At 70.1% G+C, this 23,032-nt stretch carries 23 protein-coding genes; 5 read left to right on the forward strand and 18 right to left on the reverse strand.

The genetic code is table 11. The annotated features are described in order from the left end of the window. The first annotated feature begins 23 nt into the window (after window positions 1-23). Entirely contained in the window at window positions 24-347 is a 324-nt protein-coding gene (locus H976_RS26520; RefSeq protein WP_231388948.1) for a DUF2200 domain-containing protein, read from the forward strand. Window positions 348-365: 18 nt separating this feature from the next. Here the strand turns inward: H976_RS26520 and H976_RS0114955 are convergent, their stop codons facing one another. The 11 genes from H976_RS0114955 to H976_RS0115005 all read right to left on the reverse strand — a co-directional run bounded on the left by H976_RS0114955 (window position 366) and on the right by H976_RS0115005 (window position 10,626). Beyond that, window positions 366-764 carry an SRPBCC family protein gene (locus tag H976_RS0114955; RefSeq protein ID WP_027862206.1) on the reverse strand — a complete coding sequence of 133 codons (399 nt, stop codon included), beginning with the start codon at window positions 762-764 and terminating at the stop codon, window positions 366-368. Between the two features lie 25 nt (window positions 765-789). Next, window positions 790-2,142 carry an NAD(P)/FAD-dependent oxidoreductase gene (locus tag H976_RS0114960; RefSeq protein ID WP_027862207.1) on the reverse strand — a complete coding sequence of 451 codons (1,353 nt, stop codon included), beginning with the start codon at window positions 2,140-2,142 and terminating at the stop codon, window positions 790-792. A gap of 8 nt (window positions 2,143-2,150) precedes the next feature. Then, window positions 2,151-2,750 carry a hypothetical protein gene (locus H976_RS0114965; RefSeq protein ID WP_027862208.1) on the reverse strand — a complete coding sequence of 200 codons (600 nt, stop codon included), beginning with the start codon at window positions 2,748-2,750 and terminating at the stop codon, window positions 2,151-2,153. Next, window positions 2,747-3,565, reverse strand: coding sequence for a DUF1206 domain-containing protein (locus tag H976_RS0114970; RefSeq protein ID WP_081682929.1), 819 nt, complete (start codon window positions 3,563-3,565; stop codon window positions 2,747-2,749). Before H976_RS0114970 ends, H976_RS0114965 begins: the two co-directional genes overlap by 4 nt. 28 nt (window positions 3,566-3,593) lie before the next feature. Beyond that, a complete protein-coding gene (locus H976_RS0114975) occupies window positions 3,594-4,643 on the reverse strand; it encodes a GNAT family N-acetyltransferase (protein WP_081682930.1) in 1,050 nt (349 codons plus the stop codon). A 26-nt stretch (window positions 4,644-4,669) separates the two neighbouring features. Beyond that, a complete protein-coding gene (gene nusB / locus H976_RS0114980; RefSeq protein ID WP_027862211.1) occupies window positions 4,670-5,074 on the reverse strand; it encodes a transcription antitermination factor NusB in 405 nt (134 codons plus the stop codon). 7 nt (window positions 5,075-5,081) lie between these two features. Continuing rightward, the gene (gene efp / locus H976_RS0114985) at window positions 5,082-5,645 is read right to left on the reverse strand and encodes an elongation factor P (RefSeq protein ID WP_027862212.1); all 564 of its coding nucleotides are present in this window, start codon (window positions 5,643-5,645) and stop codon (window positions 5,082-5,084) included. A 283-nt stretch (window positions 5,646-5,928) separates the two neighbouring features. Continuing rightward, window positions 5,929-7,092: a lipid-transfer protein gene (locus H976_RS0114990; protein ID WP_027862213.1), complete on the reverse strand. Its 1,164-nt coding sequence runs from the start codon at window positions 7,090-7,092 to the stop codon at window positions 5,929-5,931. Next, on the reverse strand, window positions 7,089-7,475 hold the full coding sequence (locus H976_RS0114995) for a MaoC/PaaZ C-terminal domain-containing protein (RefSeq protein ID WP_155918285.1): 387 nt from the start codon (window positions 7,473-7,475) through the stop codon (window positions 7,089-7,091). The genes H976_RS0114990 and H976_RS0114995 overlap by 4 nt, the downstream gene beginning before the upstream one ends. Next, window positions 7,472-8,404, reverse strand: coding sequence for a bifunctional MaoC family dehydratase N-terminal/OB-fold nucleic acid binding domain-containing protein (locus H976_RS0115000; protein WP_027862215.1), 933 nt, complete (start codon window positions 8,402-8,404; stop codon window positions 7,472-7,474). Before H976_RS0115000 ends, H976_RS0114995 begins: the two co-directional genes overlap by 4 nt. Beyond that, window positions 8,401-10,626, reverse strand: coding sequence for an acyl-CoA dehydrogenase (locus H976_RS0115005; protein ID WP_027862216.1), 2,226 nt, complete (start codon window positions 10,624-10,626; stop codon window positions 8,401-8,403). Before H976_RS0115005 ends, H976_RS0115000 begins: the two co-directional genes overlap by 4 nt. 80 nt (window positions 10,627-10,706) lie before the next feature. Here H976_RS0115005 and H976_RS0115010 point away from each other — a divergent pair, with 80 nt between their 5' ends. Further along, window positions 10,707-11,654, forward strand: a complete 948-nt coding sequence (locus tag H976_RS0115010) for an alpha/beta fold hydrolase (RefSeq protein WP_155918287.1) — start codon at window positions 10,707-10,709, stop codon at window positions 11,652-11,654. Window positions 11,655-11,717: 63 nt separating this feature from the next. On the opposite strand, the gene H976_RS0115015 is transcribed toward H976_RS0115010, so the two are convergent. Continuing rightward, window positions 11,718-13,160, reverse strand: a complete 1,443-nt coding sequence (locus H976_RS0115015) for a wax ester/triacylglycerol synthase family O-acyltransferase (protein ID WP_027862218.1) — start codon at window positions 13,158-13,160, stop codon at window positions 11,718-11,720. 98 nt (window positions 13,161-13,258) lie between these two features. Between H976_RS0115015 and H976_RS26525 the strand changes: the two genes are divergently transcribed. After that, a complete protein-coding gene (locus tag H976_RS26525; RefSeq protein ID WP_036226634.1) occupies window positions 13,259-14,515 on the forward strand; it encodes an alpha/beta hydrolase in 1,257 nt (418 codons plus the stop codon). A gap of 37 nt (window positions 14,516-14,552) precedes the next feature. On the opposite strand, the gene H976_RS0115025 is transcribed toward H976_RS26525, so the two are convergent. Further along, the gene (locus tag H976_RS0115025) at window positions 14,553-16,595 is read right to left on the reverse strand and encodes an acyl-CoA dehydrogenase family protein (protein WP_027862219.1); all 2,043 of its coding nucleotides are present in this window, start codon (window positions 16,593-16,595) and stop codon (window positions 14,553-14,555) included. Window positions 16,596-16,657: 62 nt separating this feature from the next. On the opposite strand from H976_RS0115025, the gene H976_RS0115030 reads away from it, so the two are divergent. After that, the gene (locus H976_RS0115030; RefSeq protein ID WP_231388949.1) at window positions 16,658-17,311 is read left to right on the forward strand and encodes a class I SAM-dependent methyltransferase; all 654 of its coding nucleotides are present in this window, start codon (window positions 16,658-16,660) and stop codon (window positions 17,309-17,311) included. On the opposite strand, the gene H976_RS0115035 is transcribed toward H976_RS0115030, so the two are convergent. The 3 genes from H976_RS0115035 to H976_RS0115045 are packed head-to-tail and all read right to left on the reverse strand — an operon-like array spanning window position 17,282 to window position 20,417. After that, window positions 17,282-18,397: a prenyltransferase gene (locus H976_RS0115035; RefSeq protein WP_027862221.1), complete on the reverse strand. Its 1,116-nt coding sequence runs from the start codon at window positions 18,395-18,397 to the stop codon at window positions 17,282-17,284. The two genes, H976_RS0115030 and H976_RS0115035, sit on opposite strands and share 30 nt — an antisense overlap. Continuing rightward, window positions 18,394-19,152, reverse strand: coding sequence for a class I SAM-dependent methyltransferase (locus H976_RS0115040; RefSeq protein WP_027862222.1), 759 nt, complete (start codon window positions 19,150-19,152; stop codon window positions 18,394-18,396). Before H976_RS0115040 ends, H976_RS0115035 begins: the two co-directional genes overlap by 4 nt. Then, window positions 19,146-20,417 (reverse strand): glycosyltransferase family 4 protein, encoded by a 1,272-nt coding sequence (locus H976_RS0115045; protein ID WP_027862223.1) that lies wholly within the window; start codon window positions 20,415-20,417, stop codon window positions 19,146-19,148. Before H976_RS0115045 ends, H976_RS0115040 begins: the two co-directional genes overlap by 7 nt. 187 nt (window positions 20,418-20,604) lie before the next feature. Between H976_RS0115045 and H976_RS0115050 the strand changes: the two genes are divergently transcribed. Beyond that, window positions 20,605-21,207 (forward strand): TetR family transcriptional regulator, encoded by a 603-nt coding sequence (locus H976_RS0115050; protein ID WP_231388950.1) that lies wholly within the window; start codon window positions 20,605-20,607, stop codon window positions 21,205-21,207. An 83-nt stretch (window positions 21,208-21,290) separates the two neighbouring features. On the opposite strand, the gene H976_RS0115055 is transcribed toward H976_RS0115050, so the two are convergent. Together H976_RS0115055 and H976_RS0115060 are read right to left on the reverse strand one after the other, a co-directional pair. Further along, on the reverse strand, window positions 21,291-22,061 hold the full coding sequence (locus tag H976_RS0115055) for an SDR family NAD(P)-dependent oxidoreductase (protein ID WP_027862225.1): 771 nt from the start codon (window positions 22,059-22,061) through the stop codon (window positions 21,291-21,293). After that, window positions 22,058-22,996: a 3-oxoacyl-ACP reductase gene (locus H976_RS0115060; protein WP_027862226.1), complete on the reverse strand. Its 939-nt coding sequence runs from the start codon at window positions 22,994-22,996 to the stop codon at window positions 22,058-22,060. Before H976_RS0115060 ends, H976_RS0115055 begins: the two co-directional genes overlap by 4 nt. Between the last annotated feature and the right edge of the window lie 36 nt (window positions 22,997-23,032).

Raw genomic sequence — 23,032 nt, forward strand, 5'->3', positions numbered from 1 at the left:
TGGCCTCCGTCTAGCCCCACTACGTGGCGAAGGTGGAGCGGAAGGGCCGTTCCGAGGAGGAGCTGCTCGAGGTGATCGAGTGGCTGACCGGCTTCGACGAGGCAGCGTTGCGGGACCAGCTGGAGGCGGGCACGACCTTCGAGGAGTTCTTCGCCGAGGCGCGCCTCAACCCGGACGTCGGGCTGATCACGGGAGTCGTGTGCGGCGTACGCGTCGAGGAGGTCGAGGACCCGCTGATGCAGAAGATCCGCTACCTCGACAAGCTGGTCGACGAGCTGGCCAAGGGCAAGGCGATGGACAAGATCCTCCGGTCGGCGCCGCGGACGGCCGACCAGACCCGAGGCTGACGCGGCCGCTCAGCGACGTCAGGCTGCGACCAGGCGCCCGAGCGCCAACCGCGCGACCGGCGCATAGCCGATGACCACCGGCCAGGGCCCGCGTATGCGGAGCCAGGTGGCCGACCCGGCCGGGTGCGCGGTGACGCCGTGCTCGAGGTGCAGCGTGAGCGGTCCGAGGTGCGCCTCCCAGGACCACTCGCGCGCGGCCTCGTCGACCGCGAGCACGCGGAAGGGAATCCCGAGCGTGGGACGGCTCAGGAGTCCCGCCCGGACCGTCCCGGTCATGCCCGGAGTGAGCCGGCTGAGGTCGGTGTCCACGCGCTGGATCTGCGGCGCCCAGGTGGACCAGAGCGCCGGGTCGGCGTACCGCTCCCAGGCCAGCGGCTCCGGAGCGAAGCCGTGGGAACGCAACGTCAGCGTGGCCATGGCGTCACCTGGTGGGTCGCCTGCGTCAGGCGAGGTTCGTGAGCGCGGCGGGGATCGCCCGGTGCAGGGTCGGGTAGGCGTAGATCATCGACTTGAGGGTCTCCGTCGGGACCTCGGCGTGCACCGCCGTGGTGAGCATGGCGAGGATCTCGCCACCGGCCGGCCCGACGACATTGGCGCCGACCAGGACGCCGCGGTCGGCGTCCTCGACGAGCTTGACGATGCCCTCGGCCTTCGCGATCCAGCCGCGGGTCGACGCGGCGAGGTCGGTGGTGCCGACGCGGACGTTCAGGCCGGCGTCCCTGGCCTGCTTCTCGGTCATCCCGACTCCGCCCACCTCGGGGTCGGTGAAGGTGACGTGGGGTACGGCGCGATAGTCGGCGGTCGGGCCGTCCTGGCCGAGAATGCTCGCGACGGCGATCGCGGACTGGTACATCGACATGTGCGTGAAGGCGCCGTGGCCGACGACGTCACCGATCGCCCACAGCCCGTCGGCGGCGATCATCCGCTCGTCGGTCGCGATGGTGCGCGCGGTCGGGTCGAGGCCGACCGTGTCGAGGCCGAGGTCGTCGAGGTTCGGGATGCGCCCGGCCGCGACGAGCAGCTTCTCGGCGGTGACGTCCTGGTCCCCCACGGAGATGGTGAACTGGCCGTCGTCGTACGAGACGCGGGAGATGGTGATCCCGGTCAGGACCTGGATGCCCTCGCGTCCGAAGACATCGGCCACCACGGCGGCTGCCTCCGGCTCGACCGGCCCGAGGATGTGTGGTCCGAGCTCGAGCACGGTGACCTGGACGCCGAAGCGGGCGACGGCCTGGGCCAGCTCAGCCCCGATCGGGCCACCACCGATGACCGCCAGCGACGAGGGCAGGGTGTCGGTACGCAGGATCTCGCGGTTGGTCCAGAACGGCGTGTCCGCCAGCCCCTCGATGGGCGGGGTCGCCGGACGGGTGCCGGGGTTGAGCACGACTCCCTTCGAGGCCTCGTAGGTCTCGCCGTTCACCTCGACGGTCCGCGGGCCCGCGAGCCGGGCATGGCCGCGGACGAAGCGCGCACCGGCGTCCTCGAGCCGCTTCACAGCGACGGTGTCGTCCCAGTCGTCGGTGGCCTCGTCGCGGATGCGGGCGTGCACCGGCGTCCAGTCGGCATGGACCTCGGCGGTACCGGCCAGGTCGCCGATGCGCCTCCCCTCGGCCAGGGCGTCGGCCGCACGGATGATCATCTTGCTGGGGATGCAGCCGTAGTAGGGACACTCGCCACCGACCAGGCGCTCGTCGATGCCGACGACGTCGAGTCCTGCCCTTGCCAGGTCGCCCGCGACCGCCTCACCTCCCGGTCCGAGCCCGATCACCACCACGTCGCACTGGTTCGTCGCCATGGCAGCAGTCAAGCACTCGTTGCCTCGACCGTCGTCACGATCGTGGTGACCGAAGGGGTCCGCGGGGTCGAGCCGAAGCCGAACCCGGGCTCGGGTGACACCGGCGCCAGCGACCCGAGGTCGGCGCCCTGCCAGGACCCGGTGAGCGAGGTGATCCGATGCACGTCGGTCGCGCCGTAGAACTCGCGGCGTCCGTTGCCGGCCGTGCCCCGTGTGCGTACGCCGCTGAGCACGGCCCGCGCCACCGGGTCGGTCGCTCGGGTCCACGTGGGCGAGGTGGCCAGCCGTGCCGGCACCAGCCGCAGCAGCCGTCCCAGCGGCGTGCGCGGCCCGGTCCCGAGCCGGAGAGCAAGGCCTGGCGCGGTGACCGACCAGTCCGACGTCGCGACGACGGGACCGATCTCGACCCGGTCGAAGCGGTAGGTGGACGAGACGAAGTCCGCGACCTGCTCGTCCGGCGCCAGCAGCACCCGGGTGCCGTCAGGCTCCGCGAGCATGACGTCGGCGAACGTGCCGAAGGGCGAGTCCTCCCAGCGCCCGACCACGACACGGACGCCGCTGCTGGAGCCGACACCCGCGATCGCACCGGAGAAACGGCGTCGGCTCACCGGTCGAGGTGTCGAGCCCACGCGAAGCAGAACAGGCCGTAGCAGATGATCCCCGCCGCGACAGCGATCAGGAGGAACGGACCGAACGGCTGCTGCAGCACCTTCTGCAGGGCGTCGTCCAGCCCGCCGCTCTCGCCCGGGTCGTGCGAGATGCCGGCGTACACGAACAGGGCGCCGACGATGGCAAAGGCGATGCCCTTGGCGATGTGACCCACCTTGCCGAGGATCAGGTACGCCGCTCCGGAGTACCCCAGCTTGCCCTCGGTCTGGAGGCCCTCCGCGAACTTCTCCTTCCAGCCTCGCCAGGCGACGCCCACGGCGTACCCGATGATCGCCAGACCGACTGCCACCACGATCCACTGGCCCGCCGGCAGGTCCATCACCTTCGCCGTGATCGTCTTCGACTTCTGGTCGGAGCTGCCCGAGCTCCCGGAACCGGCCGCGATCTTGTAGGCGGTGAACGCCAGGGCCGCGTAGATCACCGCCTTGCCCGCGGAGGTCAGGCGCGCCCTGACCCGGGCGCCGCCCTCCTTCTCGCGGTGGCCGAATCCGGCCTCGACCACGCGCCAGACCACCAACAGCGTCAGCCCGATCGCGACGGCCCAGACCAGCGCCTCCCCGAACGGCTGTTGAGACAGCTCGGACAGAGCTCCCTGGGGACTGGCGTTCTCGCTGTGGTCCCCCAGCGCCAGCTGGATGGCCAGCCAACCGACGAGCAGGTACACCACGCCGTAGGACACCAACCCGACCCGCGCCGCGCGGTCGAGCCAGTCACTCTGATCGGCCTGTCGTCCGAGCACTTCAGCGTCATTCACGCAGTGGACTCTGCCACCAACAGGCCGATCAGTCGCGTACCTCGAGCTCCTTGAACCAGGACTCGATCACGTAGTCGGTCTTCCAGCCCATCGAGTGGTAGAGCCCGTCAGCTCCTGTGGGCGAGTCGGCGTCGACCTCGAGTCCGACCCGGTCGCGGCCACGCCGTGCGGCGTCCGCGATCACGGTGTACAGCAGGGACTTGGCGACCCCACGACCACGGGCGTGCCTGTGCACGCCGATGTAGTCGATGTAGCTGCCCTCGTGGCCCTGGGCGTTCTCGGGGAGCACGGTGCTGACCACCGCTCCTGCGGCCAGGGGCTGACCCTCGTCACCCTGCACGAACGCCAGCCACCAGTGGTCCCAACGGTGGCCGGGGTCCTCGCGCAGCCGTTGCAGGAACTCCGGGAAGCTCTCGCGGTAGGAGTTGAAGTGGTCCTCGAAGGAGGACTCCAGCATCTCGTGGACCAGGTGCAGGTCGCCGGCGACCGGCAGCCCGTTGCCGTGGGTCTCGACGCGGCGGATGGTGACGCCCTCGCGCGGACCGGGCAGCGAGGTGGCCTCCTCGGGCTCGACCGGTCGGGTCATCTGCGGCCAGGTGCGGCGCTTGGTGTAGCCGGCGTCGGCGAGCCACTGCTGCTGCACCTTGTCCTCGGCGAACGGGCTGGCGTCGAGCCGGGTCTCGCTGACCTCGCGCAGCAGGGAGATCTCGCGGGCCTGCTCCTCGACCCAGGCGTAGAGCTCGCGGGCGATCACAGCCGCTTCGTCGATGGTGCGGTCGACGTACAGCATCACCATGGTGCGGCGGGCCGCACGGTCGTGCACCATGATCCAGGCCCGCGGCCGACCGGCGGGATCGATGGCCAGCAGCTGGCGGCGGGTCCAGGACGCCGGACCCGCGACCTCGGACTCGATCTGCTCGCGGTCGACCGACGAGGAGCCGGTGAAGGGGAGGCGGTCCTCGCCACGGAGCCTGACCAGCGCGGGAAGGTCGTCGAGCACCGGCACCCGCACGGTCCACCCGGGAGGCAGCCCCGACGGGAGCGGGACCTGCGAGGGCTCGTCGGCTCGGGAACTCACCCGACCATTTTGCCCGATCGGTGCGGTCACCCGGCGAGCGTCTCGCGGTCGCGCACGATGTTGCCGAGCACGCCGTTGACGAAGGCCGGCGACTCGTCGGTGGACAGGTCACGGACCAGGTTGAGGGCCTCGGAGACGGCCACGGCGTCGGGCACGTCGTCGACGTACAACACCTCGTAGGTGGCCATCCGGAGCACGTTGCGGTCGACGGCCGGCATCCGGTCGAGCGTCCAGCCCTGGACGTAGGAGGAGATCACCTCGTCGAGCCGGGCGCGGTGCTCGGTGACACCGCGGACCAGCTCGGCGGTGTACTCGTTGACCTGGGAGCCCTCGGCGTGCTCCTCCAGCGCCTCGAGCGCGGAGCGGTTGCGCATCTCGGAGGCGTAGATCAGGTCGAGAGCCCGTTTGCGGGCCTTGGAGCGTGCGCTCATGGGTGGATCAGCTGCTGACGCGGCCGAGGTACGACGAGTCGCGGGTGTCGACCTTGATCTTCTCGCCGGTGACGATGAACAGCGGCACCGAGACGGTGGCGCCGGTCTCGACGGTGGCGGGCTTGGTCCCGCCGGTGGAGCGGTCGCCCTGCAGGCCTGGCTCGGTGTAGGTGACCTCGAGCTCGACGGAGGCCGGCAGCTCGATGTAGAGCACCCGACCATCGTTGGTGGCGACGATCGCCTCCTGGTTCTCCAGCATGAAGTTCTTCATGTCGCCGACGATCTCCGGCGCGACCTCGAGCTGCTCGTAGGTGCCGGTGTCCATGAAGACGTAGGAGGTGCCGTCGTTGTAGAGGTACTGCATCGTCCGCTTGTCGACGTTGGCCACCTCGACCTTCACGTCGGCGTTGAAGGTCTTGTCGACGGTCTTGCCCGACTCGATGTTCTTCAGCTTGGTCCGCATGACCGCCCCACCCTTGCCGGGCTTGTGGTGCTGGAACCAGATGACCTGCCAGAGCTGGCCGTCGAGGTTGAGCACCATGCCGTTCTTCAGGTCGTTCGTCGTAGCCATGCGTCTGCTCGCGCCTTCACGTGTCGGGGATCTCGGGTGCCCATGGGCACAGCCGCCGAGTCTAGCCGTGATCAGGTGCGCTGCTAATTCGCCGACCGGGCAGTTCTGGTTGGCCGGAGTACGCCGAGCGGGCAGTTCTGGTTGGCCGGAGTACGCCGAGCGGGCAGTTCTGGTTGGCCGGAGTACGCCGACCGGCCAACCAATACCCCCAGTCAGCGCCGTACGGCCAACCAAAATCTCCCGGTCAGCGCAGTACGGCCAACCGAAAGTGCCCGGTCGGGAACTACTTGCTGAGGATGAGGCCGGAGGTGGGGACGCCGGTGCCGGCGGTGACGAGGACGTGCTCGGCGTCGGGGACCTGGTTGACGGAGGTGCCGCGGACCTGGCGGGCCGCCTCGGCGATGCCGTTCATGCCGTGGATGTAGGCCTCGCCGAGCTGGCCGCCGTGGGTGTTCAGGGGCAGCCGGCCGCCGATCTCGATGGCGCCGTCGGCGATGAAGCCCGGAGCCTCGCCGCGGCCGCAGAAGCCGAGCTCCTCCAGCTGCATCAGGACGTACGGCGTGAAGTGGTCGTAGAGCACCGCCATCGCGATGTCGTCCTGGGTGAGCCCGGACTGGCGCCACAGCTCGCGTCCGACCACGCCCATCTCGGGGACGCCGATGTCGTCGCGGTAGTACGACGTCATCACGTACTGGTCCGGAGCACTCCCCTGCGCCGCGGCTGCGATGGAGACAGCCGGCTGCTTCAAGGAGGCCGCGCGCGAGGGTGAGGTCACGACCAGGGCGACGGCACCGTCACTCTCCTGGCAGCAGTCCAGGAGTCGCAGCGGGTCGGCGATCATCCGCGACGACTGGTGGTCCTCGATGGTGATGGGCTTGCCGTAGAAGAAGGCGTCCGGGTTGTTCGCGGCGTGACGCCGGTCGGCCACGGCCACGGCACCGAAGTCGGCCGAGGTGGCGCCGTACTCGTGCATGTAGCGCCGCGCCTGCATCGCCACCGTCGCCGCCGGCGTGGAGAGGCCGTGCGGGTAGGTCATCGCGTTGTCGAGGCCGTTGGTGTTGACCTGTGCGGCCGCCCAGCTGGAGACCTGGCCGAACCGCTGACCCGATCGTTCGTTGAAGCCGCGGTAGCAGACCACGACCTCAGCGACACCGGTCGCGACCGCCATCGCCGCCTGCTGCACCGTCGCGCAGGCCGCCCCGCCGCCGTAGTTGATCCGGCTGAAGAACCGCAGGTCGCCCATGCCGAGCTCGCGCGCCAGCGCGATCTCCGAGCTGTTGTCCATCGTGAAGGTGGTCAGCCCGTCGACGTCAGCCGGCGTCAGTCCAGCGTCGGCCAGCGCGGCGAGGGTGGCCTCGGCCGAGAGCTGGAGCTCGGAGCGACCGGACTCCTTGGAGAACTCGGTCGCACCGATGCCGACGATCGCCGCCCGGCCGCTGAGACTCATCGGGTGATCGCCACCTTCGCGGTCACGTGGTCCCCGAGCGGCACTCGTCCGATCACGTCGATGGTGAGCATGCCGTCGGAGTCGTCGACGACCTCGCCCGAGAAGCTCAACGTGTCGTAGGGATGGGCCGGCGCGCCGAGCCGCAGCGCACAGGAGCGTACGACGAAGTCCGGACCCACCGCGTCACGAGCCCAGTCCCCGACGTACTTCTGCACCAGCCCGGTCGTGCTGAGGATGTTCACGAAGATGTCCTTCGAGCCGTGCGACTGCGCGAGGTCGCGGTCGTGGTGCACGTCCTGGTAGTCGCGTGTCGCGATCGCGGTCGAGGTGACGACCGTCGGCGTGATCGGCAGCTCCCACTGCGGGAGGACGGTCCCCTTCACCGGGCCAGCTCCCAGACAGGGAGGGTGAGCTCGTCGTCGACCTTGTCCCAGGCGACGACGACCGGGTCGCCGATCGCGAGGTCCTCCGGGTTGCCGCGTACGGCGGCCACCACCCGCACCCCCTCCTCGAGCTCCACCAGCGCGATCGTCAGCGGGAGCTCACGCCCGGGCATCTGTGGGGCGTGGTGCACGAGGAAGCTGAACACGGTGCCGCGACCGCTCGCGACGACGTACCCCCGGTCCATCGCGTGGCACGACGGGCAGACGGGTCCGGGCGGGTGGCGCAGCTCGCCACAGGCGTTGCACGTCTGCAGCCGAAGCTCGCCCTGCCGGGTGCCCTCCCAGAAGTACGCCGTGTCCTGGTTGACCACCGGACGGATGATCTCGGAACGATCGGGGCCCTGTGGTCTCGACTGATCGCTCGCTTCGCTCGCTGCTCGACCACCTTGTCCGGGCTTGAACTTGAGCACCCGGAACTGCATCGAGGCGACCTCTTCGTCGCCGACGCGCCAGACGTTGCGGGTGGTGACGAAGTAGCCCTCACCGACGCCGGTCTGCTTCGGTCCGGCGACGTCCACGAGCCGGGTCGTCACCGAGACCTGCTCGCCGACCTTCAGGTAGCGCTCGTAGACCTGGTCGCAGTTGGTGCCGAGCACCGAGGTGAAGCCGGCGGCGTCGAGCATCTCCATCGCCTGGGACAGCGGGTCGTCGGCGCCACGCGTGCCGCGCAGGCCGGGCATCGTCCAGACCTGCGCCATCGCCGGTGGTGCCAGCCCTTCGGTGAACCGCGGGTCGGTCTCGTCGATGGCGTCCAGCCAGGCGTTGATGATCGGCTGGCTCACCGGGTCGCGCGCCAGACGTGGCGCGGTCTCCCCGAGTGCCTTGATCCGTTCGGTCTCGCTGAGGATCCGCGCATGGGTGTCCGTCATCGCGGCACCTTCGGCAGGCCGAGGCCGAACATCGAGATCAGCTCGCTCTGCACCTCGTTGACACCACCGCCGAAGGTGAGCACGAGGTTCCGCTTCGAGGTCGCGTCGAGGTAGTGCATCAGCAGCGCGGTCTCCGGGTCGGCCGGGTCGCCGTACGCCGTGACCACACGCTCGAGGGCCAGCCCGAGCACCTGCACCTCGTCGGAGGCGAACACCTTCGAGGCCGATGCGTCCGCCACTGCCTCGCGCCCCGTCGCCCCGGTGCCCGCGACCTGCCAGTTGAGCAGCTCGTTGACCCGGAACGCCGCGGTCGTCCGGGCCAGGGTGTCGCGCACCCAGCCGATCTCCAGCAACGGGGTCCCGTCGGGGTCGGTGCGACCCTCGGCCCACTCCGCGACCAGGTCGCGCAGCCCCTCGAGCCGGCCGGCCGGTCCGAGCATCACCCGCTCGTGGTTGAGCTGGGTGGTGATCAGCCGCCAGCCCTCGTTCTCCTCGCCGACGAGCATGTCGACGGGCACGCGGACGTCGTTGTAGTACGTCGCGTTGACGTGGTGCGAGCCGTCGGAGGTGATGATCGGCGTCCAGGAGTAGCCGGGGTCCTTGGTGTCCACGATCAGCACCGAGATGCCCTTGTGCTTGGGAGCGTCGGGATCGGTGCGTACTGCCAGCCAGATGTAGTCGGCGGCGTGCCCGCCCGTGGTCCACATCTTCTGGCCGTTGACGACGTAGTGGTCGCCGTCCCGCTTGGCCGTCGTGCGGAGCGAGGCCAGGTCGGTGCCGGCGTCGGCCTCGGAGTAGCCGATCGCGAAGTGCACGTCGCCGGCCAGGATGCGTTCGAGGAACAGGTCCTTCTGCTTCTCGGTCCCGAAGGCCTGCAGCGTCGGGCCGACGGTCTGCAGCGTCACGGCCGGAAGGTGTACGTCGCCCCGGGCCGCCTCGTTGGCGAAGATCTGCTGCTCGATGCCGCCGAGTCCCTTACCGCCGTACTCGACCGGCCAGCCGACGCCCATCCACTTGTCCTCGCCCATCTGCCGGATGATCCGGTGGTAGGCCTCGCCGTGGCGGTCGCTCATCATCTCCAGCCGGTCCTCGGGACCGACCAGGCCGGAGAAGTAGCTGCGCACCTCGTCCTTGAACGCCTGTTGCTCGGCGGTGAGCTCGAGGTTCTTGGCCTCCTCGGACTCGCGGGCCGGTACGGCGGCGAGGGTCGCCTCGACACCTCCCAGGAGCCGGGCGACGTCCTTGACCCGGGCGAAGTAGCGGTGCAAGGGGTACGTCTCGTCGACGCCCATCCCACCGTGCAGGTGCTGGCAGGTCTGCAGCGCGGTCGGTGCCCGGTCGCAGAACCAGTAGGAGCCGATGGCGAGGTCGTCGCCGGCGGGCTGCTGCTCCCCGACACGGCGGACCGCTTCCTCGGCGGCCAGGGTGACCATCCGTGAGGCGACGTACACCTCCGCCATCTGGATCGCCACGCCCTGGAACTCCGCGAGCCGGCGGCCGAACTGGGTGCGCTCCTTGATGTAGCCGGCCGTGAGGTCCCGGGCGCCGGCCACCAGTCCGTCGCCCTGCGCCAGCAGCCCGGCGATCGCGTGCTCACGCAGCACGTCGGCGGCTCCCTCGGCGAGGACGCCCAGGACGGGGGCGCCGTCGAACTGGTAGGTCGCCTCGACCTCCCTGCCGCGTGAGCTCGGCGTGGTCGTGCGCGAGACACCCTCGCTCTGCGGGTCGAGGAGTACGACGACCGGCGTGCCCCCTGCGTCGGTGGCCGAGACGATCAACAGGGACGGGACTCCGGACAGCTCGGCGAACGTCGGGACCGCGACCTTGCGACCGGTCAGGCGATCACCGTCGAGCCGGGTCGACGGCCGCTGCGGCAGGGCTCGGCCGGGCTCGTTGAGGGCCGGTGCGACGAGCAGCTTGCCGGCGGCGATCTGGGGCAGGAACGTCTCCTGCTGCTCCGGCGTACCGCTCCGGACCAGGGTCAGCAGCCCGCAGCACAGCGTCTCCCGGACGGGCAGGTCGCCGGCGCGGGCGCCGACCTCGCGCACCAGCACGCTGACCTCGGCGACACCGAGTCCCTCGCCACCGTGTGACTCCGGGACGGCCAGACCGAGCAGTCCCGCCTCGGCGCACGCCGCCCAGCTGGCCTCGATCTCCTCGGGGCCCTTGTCGAGGACGTCGGTGAGCACCGAGCGGATCTCGACCGACACGTCGTCGCTCATGCGGGGCCCCTTCACGGCAGAAACTGTAACCTGTTCTAGTCTAGGGATCCGCCAGACAACCGCAACCGGAGGCTCCTGTGATGAAGGTGATGTCGGTGCTGTCGAGGGTCGGGAGCTGTCTCGGGACCGCGGTGCGCAAGCAGCTGGACCCGTACGTCGCGCTCCCCGACGTCGAGATCCCCCAGGGTCGCTGGCTGCAGCTGCCCCGGCGCGGACGCACCTGGCTCACCGAGCTGCCCGGCCCGCCGGGTGCCCCGACGATCGTGCTCCTGCACGCCGTCGGCTGCACCGGGATGCTCACCTGGTTCCCGGTCGTGCACCGCCTCGCCGAGCGCTACCGCGTCGTGGTCTTCGACCAGCGCTGGCACGGCCGCGGCATCATCTCGGAGAGCTTCTCGCTGCACGACTGCGCCGACGACGTCGCGGCGGTGATCACCGAGCTGGGCCTCGAGGATCCGATCATTGCTGGCTACTCGATGGGGTCGGTGATCGCCCAACGGGTCTGGCGCCAGCACCCCGACCTCGTCGGCGGGCTGGTCCTCGCGGCCACCACCGACCACTTCCGCTCCAACCGCAGCGAGTCGGTCTTCCACTCAGGCATGGAGATCAGCATGGGCGCGCTGCGGACGCTCTCGAAGTCCCGGACCGTACGCCGCGCCACCCGGTCGACCGCCGAGGCCCTGAACGTGCCCGACCTCGACCTGGCTCAGTGGGCCCTCGAGGAGTGGCGCAGCACCAGCCCCTGGGCGGTGGCCCAGGCCGTCGCGGCGCTCGGCCGCCACCACTCGACCCCCTGGCTCGCCCGGATCGACGTACCGACCGCCGTGGTGATCCCGAGCAAGGACAAGGCGATCCCACCCGCCCGTCAACGCCGCCTGGCCGCGCGGATCCCCGGCGCGACGGTCCACGAGGCACCGTGCGGCCACGCCGGCTGCGTCGTACAGTCCGACCGCTTCACCCCGACGTTCCTCGAGGCCGTGAACGTCACCGCCGCCCGGATCCGCGATCGGCAACGGCTGAATGCGTAGAGCCGGATAGTCCAGATCGCCCGACCGGTCAGCCGAGCGTCCTGAGCGGCTTTTCGTTCTGGACTATCCGGTCTTCTTGGCCGACTTCCTCTTCGCGGCGGGCTTCCTCTTGCTCGTGGCGGCCCGGTGCAGGGCGTCGAGCTCGTCGGGGAACTTCTCGGTCAGCTTCCAGGGCTCGGGCACCAGCTCGCGACAGGCGATCGCGCCGACGTGCACCTTGCCGTCGCTCGACATCACCGTGATGTTCAGACCGGCTCCGTGGAAGACCGGGCCGAGGGGGTAGAGGCCCTCGATCTTCGCGCCGATGAAGTACAGCGGCACCGGCGGGCCCGGGACGTTGGAGATCACCAGGTTGTGGATCACCGGACCGGTGTCGGCCAGCCGCAGCGAGGACACCATCCGTACGGCGAGACCGAAGGTGCGCGGGGCCGCGAACTCGGCCCAGTCCTGGAGGGTGTCGGCCGGGATCGCCTTGTGGTGCTCCTTGGCGTTGGTGTTGCCCTCGGAGACCTGCGCCAGCCGCTCGAGCGGGTCCGCGACGTCGGTGCCGAGCCGGGAGAAGATAGTGGAGACCTTGTTGCTCCCGCTCTCCTTCTTCGACTTGCCGCGGACCGACACGGGGACCGAGGCGACCAATGAGCTCGACGGCAGCTCGTCGCGCTCGTCGAGATAGCGCCGCAGTGCCCCGCCGCACAGCGTGATCACGACGTCGTTGACGGTGGCACCCGGGACGGCGTTCTTGATCGCCTTGATCTTGTCCAGCGACAGGTCGGCCAGCGCGACGGTCCGGTGGCCGGTGATGGTGCCGTTGAACGACGTCCGCGGCGCGCGCAGTGGAGCCGCCATCGCCGTACCGCTGCGGGCGCGGCCGATCGTCTTGGTGAGGACACCCGCAGTCGGACCGACCAGCTTGGCCACCGCCACTGGCTTGCCCAGGTTGGTCATCAGTCCGCGGGCGAGCAGCTCGGTGTCGCTCGGCGTACGCGCCACTGCAGCGCCTCCGGGAGCCGACTCCAGCGGCGGGGCGTCGGGCTCGAGGCTGCAGAGGAACGAGATCGCGTTGGCGCCAGAGACCCCGTCGACCGTGCAGTGGTGCATCTTGGTGAAGATCGCGACCTTGCCCGACTCGAGGCCCTCGATGACCACGAACTCCCACAACGGACGCGACCGGTCGAGCGGGATCCCGGCCATGTGTCCGCACAGGTCGGCCAGCTCGCGCTCGCCGCCCGGCGAGGGCAGTGCCATCCGGTGCACATGCCGGTCGATGTCGAAGTCGTCGTCGTTCACCCAGACCGGGTGGTCGATGCCGAGCGGCACCTGCTTGAGCTTGCGGTGGAACATCGGCACGCCGTCGATCCGGCGTTCGAGCTCGTCCTTGAACCCACTGAAGTCGTAGCCGCCCGGGATCGTCGCGGGGTCGAGGACGATCACCCCACAGACGTGCAGCAGCTGCGCCGAGCTCTCCAGGTAGAGGAAGCTCGCGTCGAGTCCACTGAGGCGGTCCATGGGCGGATTCTAGACTGCACCTTGGAACACGTTCTAGTTTTCTGGAGGTCACCCTTCTCACACCGAAAGGGGCGTACGGAGCCGTAACCTTGCCGACCATGGGATACCTCCGTCGCCAGCTCGTGACCGCAGCCCTGACGGCCAACGCCGTCCGTCCGCTCGGCGGTCGGTATGCCTCGGTCCCCGCCTTCTTCGCCGGCTGGCTGGCCAGCGAGCTGGCCCCGCAGCTGCTGGCCGCGAGCGCTCTGGACACGGCCGCCGAGCTGACCGTACGACGCCGCAAGCCGGGTCATCCCGACCGCACCGGACTCCTGCTCGCCGGTGCCGCGACGGCCGGCCTGGGCTACCTGATCATCAACGCCACCCGCTCCGCGACCCACGTCGAGACGACCCTGCGTGACGGCCTGGGCGCCGACTACCTCGACGAGCTCGAGGAGCCGCCGGGACCCGAGGACCTGAAGACTCCCCTGCGCGAGATCGCGCGACCGTTCAAGCTGACCAAGCCCGACGTCGAGGTCATCCGCGACATCAACTACACCGCGGGCGGCAAGCGGGCGCGGCTGGACATCTACCGGCCCAAGGGTGTCGACCTCGAGAACGCGCCCGTGCTCGTGCAGGTCCACGGCGGCGGCTGGACCATCGGCACCAAGGAGCAACAGGGCCTGCTGCTGATGAACCGGATGGCCGAGCGCGGCTGGGTCTGCGTGGCGATGAACTACCGGCTCGCCCCCAAGCACCCCTTCCCAGCGCAGATCGTCGACGTGAAGAAGGCGATCGCCTGGACGCGCGCCAACATCGCGTCGTACGGCGGCGACCCGGCGTACCTCGTCATCACCGGAGGTTCTGCCGGGGGCCACCTCGCAGCGCTGGCCGCCCTCACCCCGGGCGAGGCGGAGTACCAGCCCGGCTTCGAGAGTGCGGACACCAGCGTCGCCGGGTGCGTGCCGTTCTACGGCGTCTACGACCTGGCCGGGATCACCGGCGACAAGGCGGCGACTGACCTGCGCGACTACTTCCTCGGCCCGCGGGTGTTCAAGAAGGACCCGCGCACCCACCTCGACGACTTCGTGAAGGCATCCCCGCTCGCCCACGTCTCGCCCGACGCGCCCGACTTCTTCGTGCTGCACGGCGCCAACGACTCGCTGGTCCACGTCGCCCAGGCGCGCGCGTTCGTCGACGCCCTCAAGCGCGAGTCGAAAGCGACCGTGACCTACGCCGAGTTCCCCGGCACCCAGCACGCGTTCGAGGTCTTCGGCTCGATCCGCAGCCACCACGTCATCAAGGCGGTCGAGCGCTGGCTGCTGCACCACCACACGCGCTGGGTCGGCGCCCAGCGCGAGCAGGACGCTTCCTGAGTGCTCAGTAGACCTTCCACGTGGAAGGTCTACCGAGTCATCCGCGAGGCAGTCCCAGGATCCGTTCGCCCGCGACGTTGCGCAGCACCTGCGTGGTGCCACCCGCGATCGACAGGCACCGCGTCATCAGCTGCTCGTGCAGCGCCTCGCGAGCCAGGTCGTCGTCGGTGAAGATGCGCGGCCCGAGCAGCTCGACGACGAGCTCGGCGGAGTCCTGCCGGCTGCGTACGCCGACCAGCTTGGCCACGCTCGACTCCGGGCCCGGACCCTGGCCGGCCAGCGACCGGAGGGTCGACCGGGTGGCCAGCAGGCGCACCACCGTCGCCCAGGCCACGGCCGTACCGACTGCGGCGCGCTGCTCGGCGACCTCGCCCGCCACCAGCAGGCGGACTGCCCGCTCGGGTGAGTCGCCAAGGTGTGACCCGGCCATGGCGACGCGCTCGTTGGACAGCGTGGTGCGGGCCAGCTTCCAGCCGCCGTCCACCTCGCCGACGACGCACTCGTCGGGCACGAAGACGCCGTCGAGGAAGACCTCGTTGAACATCGCCTCGCCGGTGAGCTCGCGGAGCGGACGGACCTCGAGGCCCTCGCTCTTCATGTCGACGAGGAAGTAGGTGATGCCGGCGTGCTGCTTGGCCTCGGGATTGGTGCGGGCCAGGCAGATGCCCCAGTCGGCGGCGTGGGCCAGCGAGGTCCACACCTTCTGTCCGGTGAGACGCCACCCACTCTGCCCATCCGGGTTGGCATCCCGCACCGCCTTGGTCCGGAGTGAAGCGAGGTCAGAGCCGGCGCCGGGTTCGCTGAACAGCTGGCACCACTCGATCTCGCCGCGCAGGGTCGGCCCGACGAAGCGGTCGCGCTGCTCGTCGTTGCCGTGGGCGATGATCGTGGGCGCGGCCCAGGCGCCGATCTTCAGGTCGGGTCGCTGTACGCCGGCGCGGTCGAGCTCCTCGTCGATGACGAGCTGGTGCACGGGGTCGGCCCCGAGTCCATGCGGCTGGGGCCAGTGCGGGGTCAGGAAGCCCGACTCGGCCAGGGCAGCACGTCGCTCCTCCTCCGGAAGGGCGCCGATCCGCTCGGCCTCGGCACGGACCTCGGCGCGCGCCTCATCCTCGGCCTCGTCGAGGTCGATGTGCACGTGTCGGCGTACGCCGTCGGCAGCGAGGCCGGCCAGCCGGGCGGCGTACGAGCTCGAGGAGCCGACCAGCGCGCGCAGGGCGATCGCACGGCGCAGGTAGAGCTGTGCGTCGTGCTCGAAGGTGAAGCCGATGCCGCCGAGCACCTGGATGCAGTCCTTGGCGGCCGAGACGGCGCCGTCGAAGCAGATCACCCCGGCCACGAGGGTGGCGAACTCCTGCTGGGCGGACTCCTCGGAGACGGCCGAGGCCGCGTCCCAGGCTGCTGCGGTGACCGACTCGGTGGTCTCGAGCATCTGCGCGCACAGGTGCTTGATCGCCTGGAAGGCACCGATCTTCTTGCCGAACTGCTCGCGGACACCGGCGTACTCCACTGCCGTGTCCAGGCACCACCGGGCGACTCCCGACGCCTCGGCGGCGGCCAGCGTGACGACCAGCGACCGGAGTCGCGCCGCCGAGAGGTCGGGTACGACGGTGCCGTCGCCCGCGGACAGCTCGCCGAGAGAGGTACGACGGGTCAGGTCGGGGCCAGCGCCGGGCGTGAGCTCGACCCCCTCGAGCGGCACGAGTCGCACCTCGTCGTCCGCCACGACCAGCGCATGGGTCGAGCCCGGCGCGTCATGGACGACGGAGCCGTCGAGGCACAGGGCAACCGGGCCGGGGAGCTCGGGGAGGACGGCGGAGGCGACAGCGGAACCGAGGAGCGGCCCCGGCAGCAGCGCCGTGGCGCACGCCTCGACGGCGACCGCGAGGTCGACCAGCGAACCGCCGTCGGCGGTGATGGCCAGCAGCCCCATCTCGTCGACCGCAGCGGTGATCTCGGAGAAGGTGGCGGCGGGGTCCTCCTCGGCGGCCCGCGCAGCCTCGATGCCGCCGAGTGAAGCCGCCCACTTCCCGAAGGCGCCAGCCAGCTCGACGTGGTCGTCGCTGATCCCGATCGGCACGGTGCATCCTCTCGCCCAAAACTAGAACGTGTTCCAATCATGCCATGGCTACGCTTCCGCGCGTGAGTGAGATCGACGACGCCCTGCTCGAGCACGCCCGTGCCGCGAAGGGGTTCATGCCCGAGGAGGAGGGCGCCTTCCTGCACGCGACCGCGACCGCCCATCTGGGCGACGGACCGGCCCTGGAGATCGGTACCTACTGCGGCAAGTCGGCCATCTGGCTCGGGGCCGCGGCACGCACGACGAGCAGCACCGTGTTCACCCTCGACCACCACCGCGGGTCCGAGGAGAACCAGGCCGGCTGGGAGCACCACGACCAGACCCTCGTCGACGACGAGACCGGCCTGATGGACACGCTGCCCGTGTTCCGTCGCACGATCGCCCGGGCCGGCCTCGAGGACGTGGTGGTCGCGGTCGTGGGCCGTTCCACCACCGTCGCCGCCTACTGGCGTACGCCGCTCGCGCTGCTGTTCATCGACGGCGGGCACGCCGAGGAGCATGCCCAGAACGACTACACGGGGTTCGCCCGCTGGGTGCAGCCGGACGGGGTGCTGGTCATCCACGACGTCTTCGAGCGGCCCGAGGACGGCGGCCAGGCGCCCTTCCACGTCTGGCAGCGGGCCGTCGCGAGTGGCGCGTTCACACCCGGTGAGACGGTCGGGTCGATGCGGGTGCTGGCCCGGACCTCAGGCGCGGCCGGAGACGACGTCGGCTGACGCGTCGTCGAGGCAACCGCACTCGAGCGCGATCTCGCGGAAGTGCTCCGAGAGCGTCTCGCCGCGCATGATCCCGGAGGCCGGGGTCGTCCGGGAGAGCTCGTCGGCGGCGAGGATCACGGCCGCGGCGGTGTAGGTGGTCTGCTCATGGGGCCAGAACACCTCCTCCGGGTGCACCGACCCGGTCCAGTAGCTGCCGTTGTCGTGGCGCAGGTGCTGCATGTCGGCGTACAGCTCGAGAGCGCGCTCGCGGTCGTCGAGGCAGTCCAGCGCCATCACCAGCTCGCAGGTCTCGGCGCCGGTCACCCACGGGTTGGTGTCGACGCAGCGGATGCCGAGGCCGGGTTCGACGAACTCCTCCCAGCGGGAGGCGATGAGGTCGATCCCGGCCTGACCGCGCACGGCGCCGCCGAGCACCGGGTAGTACCAGTCCATCGAGAAGGTCGACTTGTCCAGGAACAGGTCGCGGTGCTCGCGCAGGGCGTGACCGAGCCGACCACCCGCGAGCTCCCACTCCGGCTGCGGCTCGTCCATCAGGTCGGCGAGCGCGACGCCGGCACGCAGTGACTGGTAGATGCTCGACGACCCGGCCAGGAGCGCGTCCCCGTTCACCGTGGCCGGCCCGTGCTCGTCCCACTCCTGCGACCATGCGATGCCGCCGAACGGCAGCTGCATCCCGACCACGAAGTCCAGCCCGCGACGTACGACGGGCCACATGCGCTCCACGAAGGCGAAGTCACGCCGCAGCATCCAGTGGTGCCACACCCCCACGGCGAGGTACGCCGACATGTTGGTCTCGCCGCTGGCGTCCTCGACCTCGCCGGCGACGACCTTCATCGGCCACGAACCGTCGTGACGCTGCCGTCGCAGGCACCACTCGTAGGCCGCCTCGGCCGCCGTGACCTCCCCGGCCACCATCAGGGCCATCGCGGCCTCGACGTGGTTCCAGACGTCGACGTGCTCCCCCACCGTCCACGGCACGGCGCCGTCGGACTCCTGCATCGCGACGATCGTCGCCGCGGTCTCGGCGACCTGGGCACTCGACAGCACCCCGGGCACCGACGGGATCGGGTGGGAGCCGGTCACTCTGCCGACGACTCCACCGTCGCGGAGGCGGGCGCCTCGGGCTTGCGGAGGTAGAGCACCATGCTCTTGCCGATCAGCGGGTTCAGCGCCTTCTCGGCGCCGCGGGTCAGCGTGCTCCAGCCGCGGGTACGCATGATGTCCCACACCAGCACCTGGTGGTAGGCCTTCACCAGCGGGTTGCCGTCGTTGGTCACCCCGACGGCGCACTTGATCCACCAGTACGGCGCGTGCAGTCCGTGTGCGTGGTCCTTGCCCTCGAAGACCATCCCGGCGTTGACCAGCTTGCCGATCAGCTCCTTGTCGGAGTAGATCCGGATGTGGCCGCCCGGCACGTTGTGGTAGTCGTCGGACAGCTTCCAGCAGACCAGCTCGGGCAACCAGCGCGGCACCGTGACGGCCATCGTGCCGCCCGGGCGGAGCACGCGGACCAGCTCCTCGATGGCCTGGATGTCGGCCGGGATGTGCTCGAGCACCTCGGAGGCCACGACCCGGTCGAACTCGCCGTCCGCGAACGGCAACGACAGCGCGTCGCCCTCCTTGATGTCCGCCTCGGCACCGGCCGGGACCTCGCCGGCCTCCTTCATCGCACCGAACAGCTCGAGCACACCGGCCAGCTCGTCGGCGTCCTGGTCGAAGGCGATGACGTCGGCACCGCGGCGATACATCTCGAAGGCATGCCGCCCGGCGCCACAACCCATGTCGATGACGCGGTCACCGGGTTGGAGACCCAGCCGGTCGAAGTCAACGGTCAGCATGCTTCTCCTCCGGTGGTCGAGCTTGCGCCCTTGGTGGTCGAGCTTGTCGAGACTTCCTGGTACGCCGCCGCCGTGGCCAGTGCCACCGCGTGCCAGCTGAAGCGTTCCAAGACGCGGGTTCGCCCGGCCTTGCCCATCCGCGCGCGACGCTCGGGATCGTCGAGCAGCGCTGCGATCGCCTTCTCGAGCTCGCCCACGTCGCCCGGGGTGACCAGGTCGGCGCACTGGCCGTCCGGACCGACGACCTCGGGGATGGCGCCGGCCCGGCTCACCACCAGCGGCGTCTCGCAGGCCATCAGCTCGGCGGTGGGCAGCGAGAAGCCCTCGTAGAGCGACGGCACGCAGGCCACCTCGGCCGAGCCCATCACCTCGACCAGCTCGCTGTCGCTGATCCCGTTGACGAACTTCACGTGCTCGGTGATGCCGAGCTGGTCGATCAGCCGCTCGGTCCGACCGCCCGGCGTCGGGCGGGTGACGAGCACCAGCTCGAGGTCACGCTCGGTGCGCAGCTTGGCGAAGGACTCCAGCAGGGTGGCGATCCCCTTCATGGGGGCGTCCGCGCTCGCCATCGCCACGATCCGGCCGGGCACCCGTGGCTTGGTCGGAGGCACGAACACCTCGTCGTTCACGCCCAGCGGGATCACCTCGATGTCAGGGTCGGCGACGCCGAAGTCACTCACGATGCCCTGGCGGCTCGACTCCGAGACGGTGAGCACCTTGCCGACCTTGCGGGCGACCTTCTGCTGCATCCGGAGGAAGCCGTACCAGCGGCGCAGGGTCAGCTTCTTGCGGAACGTGGGTGCCGTCGCGAGGTCGATGCGCCGGTCGTAGGTGATCGGGTGGTGGATCGTCGTGACCAGGGGCAGGCCCATCTGGGCGATGTCGAGCATCCCGTAGCCGAGCACCTGGTTGTCGTGGACGACGTCGAAGTCGTCCCGGCGTACCTTCAACAGCCGCGCGACCCGTTTGCTGAACGTCTTCGGCTCGGGGAACCCGGCCGTGCACATGGTCAGGAACTCCTCGACGTCGATGAGGTCGCGGAACTCCCGGGGCTTGGGCACCCGGAACGGGTCCGGCTCGCGGTAGAGGTCGAGGCTCGGGACCTTGGTCAGCCGCACGCCCTCGTCGAGCTCGGGGTAGGGCTGTCCGGAGAAGACCTCGACGATGTGCCCGAGTGCCACGAGTTCACGGCTGAGATGACGGATGTAGACGCCCTGGCCGCCGCAGTGTGGCTTGCTTCGGTAGGACAGGAGTGCGATGCGCAAGTGGCGCCTTTCCTCGGGCCCGTCCGGTATGTCCTCGACAGGACCGGCGTGGGACCGCCATGTGCGTAACTGGAACGTGTTTCTATTATGCCGGACCTGACTGCTAACCTCGGAGCGGGTCCGCAGACACAGTCTGCGGGGGAGGCTCAACAGAAATCACGTCCGGGAGGTTGAGATCTTGGCCACCGTGAGCTCCTTGACCCACGACGACCTGGGTTCGGCAGCCCAGCGCGACCGACGCCGGCGCATCCTGGACGCCACCGTCTCGCTGGCGTCCAAGGGCGGGTTCGACGCCGTGCAGATGCGCGCCGTCGCGGAGCAGGCCGACGTCGCCCTCGGCACCCTCTACCGCTACTTCCCGTCCAAGATCCACCTGCTCGTCTCCGCCCTCGCGCGGCAGTTCGAGGACATCGAGGCGACGCTGAGCCGACGCGTCATCCCCGGCGACAGCCCGGCCGACCGCGTCGAGCAGGTCCTCACCCGCGCCACCCGCGGCCTCCAGCGCGACCCCCAGCTCACCGAGGCGCTCACCCGCGCGTTCATGTTCGCCGACTCCAGCGTGGCCAGCGAGATCCACGTCGTCGGCCTGAAGCTGACCTCGATGCTCAACCGGGCGCTGCAGGGCGACGAGTACGTCGAGGGCTCCGAACCCACCGACGAGGACATCGCCGTCGCCCGCGTGATCAGCGACGTCTGGCTGGCCGCCCTGGTCTCCTGGGTCACCGGCCGCCTCTCCGCCGACGAGGTCAACGAACACCTCGCCACCGCAGTCCGCCTCATCCTCCGCTGATCTTCTTGCCAGTGATCGTCTGACGTCGCTTCGACTGATCCGCGGCCGCTTCTCGGCTCGCGGGCGCTCGGAGTTGCGCCGAGTCACCCACCAAAGGCGTGGGTCGCGGTCGCTCCTCCGTCGATGGCGAGCTCGGCGCCGGTGACGAAGCTGGACTCGTCGCTGGCGAGGTAGACGTAGGCCGGGGCGATGTCGACCGGGTGGCCGACTCGCTTGAGGGCGACCTTGGTGGCGCCGTACTCCATCGCCGCGTCGCCGCCGTGGATCCGCGTCATGCCGGTGTCGATCATGCCGGGGTGCACCGAGTTGACCCGGATGCCCTTGGGACCGAGCTCCATCGCGGCGGCCTTGGTCATGCCGCGGATGGCGAACTTGGTGGCGGAGTACGCCGTGCACATCGCCATGCCGCCGAGGCCCTCGATCGAGGAGGCGTTCACGATCGAGCCGCCGCCGTTCTTGCGCATCGTGCGGGCCACCGACTTCATGCCGAGGAAGCAGCCGAGCTGGTTGACGCTGACCATCAGCATGTACTCCTCGACCTCCATCCGCTCGACCTCGGCGAAGCGCAGGATGCCGGCGTTGTTGACGAGCACGTTGACCGGGCCGAAGCGCTCGTTGGCCTCCTCGACCATCGCCTGCCAGGAAGCCTCGTCGCTGACGTCGTGGCGGCGGAAGTACGCCGAGCCGGGGTGCTTCTCGTTGAGCTCAGCGGCGAGCGCTTCACCGGCCTCCTCGGCGATGTCGGCGATGACGACCTGGGCGCCCTCCTCGACGAAGGCCCGGGCGATGGCCTCCCCCTGTCCCTGTGCGGCGCCGGTGACGATGGCGCGCTTGCCTGCGAGTCGGTTGGTCATGACCTGTCCTTCGAGGTGGAGCCCTGGGGCTGGAGCTGCATCACCGCGTCGGCGGCGAAACCGACCGCGGGGTCGCGGTCGGCGAAGTAGGTCCCGAGGTGCTGGTCGAGCGAGCCGAGGTCCCAGAGGTCGCCATCGACGTCGAAGCGCTGCTCGACGACCGGTGCGGCGAGCAGGGCGACCATCCCGCCGTACACCACGAAGACCTGGCCCGAGATGCGCCTGGCGGCGGGCGAGGCCAGGTAGACGACGAGCGGGGCGACGTGGTCGGGCGAGTACGGATCGACGGCCTGGCCGGACTCGTCCTCTCCGAAGACCTCGGCGGTCATCGCCGTGCGCGCCCGCGGGCAGATCACGTTGGCGCGGACACCGATGCGGGAGAGCCCGCGCGCCGTGGACAGCGTGAGCGCAGTGATGCCGGCCTTGGCCGCTGCGTAGTTGGGCTGGCCGGGCGAGCCTCCGAGGAACGCCTCGGAGGCGGTGTTGACGACCGCGGCGTCGACCGGCTCGCCGGTCTCCTTGTAGCGACCCCGCCAGTACGCCGCAGCGTTGCGCGAGAGCAGGAAGTGCCCGCGCAGGTGCACCTTGAGGACGAAGTCGAAGTCCTCGTCGGTCATGTTGAACAGCATCTTGTCGCGGGTGATGCCGGCGTTGTTCACCACGATGTCGAGGCCGCCGAGCTTCCCGGTGGCGGCCTGGAGCATGGCGTCCGCAGTGGACCGCTCCCCCACGTCACCGGCCACGACGACGGCTTCGACCCCGTGCGAGCGCACCTCCTCGGCTGCCTCCTCAGCAGCACCGGGCAGGTCGTTGAGCACGACGCTGGCTCCTGCGCGCGCCAGCGCCAGCGCCTCGGCGCGACCGAGGCCGGCACCGGCACCGGTGACGACGGCCACCCGCCCTTCGAGAGAGGTGGGATCAGGGTTTTCGGGCATGGGTGACGGTGCTCCTGGCTCGTGGCGAACGGACGG

The sequence above is a fragment of the Marmoricola sp. URHB0036 genome (assembly GCF_000426045.1).
Taxonomy (GTDB): domain Bacteria; phylum Actinomycetota; class Actinomycetes; order Propionibacteriales; family Nocardioidaceae; genus Marmoricola.

Bases quoted from the DNA above. Each gene is read 5' to 3' on its own strand.
- H976_RS0114960 (WP_027862207.1), bottom strand. From the start codon at position 2,142: ATGGCGACGAACCAGTGCGACGTGGTGGTGATCGGGCTCGGACCGGGA.
- H976_RS0114955 (WP_027862206.1), bottom strand. From the start codon at position 764: ATGGCCACGCTGACGTTGCGTTCCCACGGCTTCGCTCCGGAGCCGCTG.
- H976_RS0115015 (WP_027862218.1), bottom strand. From the start codon at position 13,160: ATGGACCGCCTCAGTGGACTCGACGCGAGCTTCCTCTACCTGGAGAGC.
- H976_RS0115010 (WP_155918287.1), top strand. From the start codon at position 10,707: ATGAAGGTGATGTCGGTGCTGTCGAGGGTCGGGAGCTGTCTCGGGACC.
- nusB (WP_027862211.1), bottom strand. From the start codon at position 5,074: ATGAGCGCACGCTCCAAGGCCCGCAAACGGGCTCTCGACCTGATCTAC.
- H976_RS0115005 (WP_027862216.1), bottom strand. From the start codon at position 10,626: ATGAGCGACGACGTGTCGGTCGAGATCCGCTCGGTGCTCACCGACGTC.
- efp (WP_027862212.1), bottom strand. From the start codon at position 5,645: ATGGCTACGACGAACGACCTGAAGAACGGCATGGTGCTCAACCTCGAC.
- H976_RS26525 (WP_036226634.1), top strand. From the start codon at position 13,259: ATGGGATACCTCCGTCGCCAGCTCGTGACCGCAGCCCTGACGGCCAAC.
- H976_RS0115055 (WP_027862225.1), bottom strand. From the start codon at position 22,061: ATGACCAACCGACTCGCAGGCAAGCGCGCCATCGTCACCGGCGCCGCA.
- H976_RS0115000 (WP_027862215.1), bottom strand. From the start codon at position 8,404: ATGACGGACACCCATGCGCGGATCCTCAGCGAGACCGAACGGATCAAG.
- H976_RS0115060 (WP_027862226.1), bottom strand. From the start codon at position 22,996: ATGCCCGAAAACCCTGATCCCACCTCTCTCGAAGGGCGGGTGGCCGTC.
- H976_RS0114990 (WP_027862213.1), bottom strand. From the start codon at position 7,092: ATGAGTCTCAGCGGCCGGGCGGCGATCGTCGGCATCGGTGCGACCGAG.
- H976_RS0115040 (WP_027862222.1), bottom strand. From the start codon at position 19,152: ATGCTGACCGTTGACTTCGACCGGCTGGGTCTCCAACCCGGTGACCGC.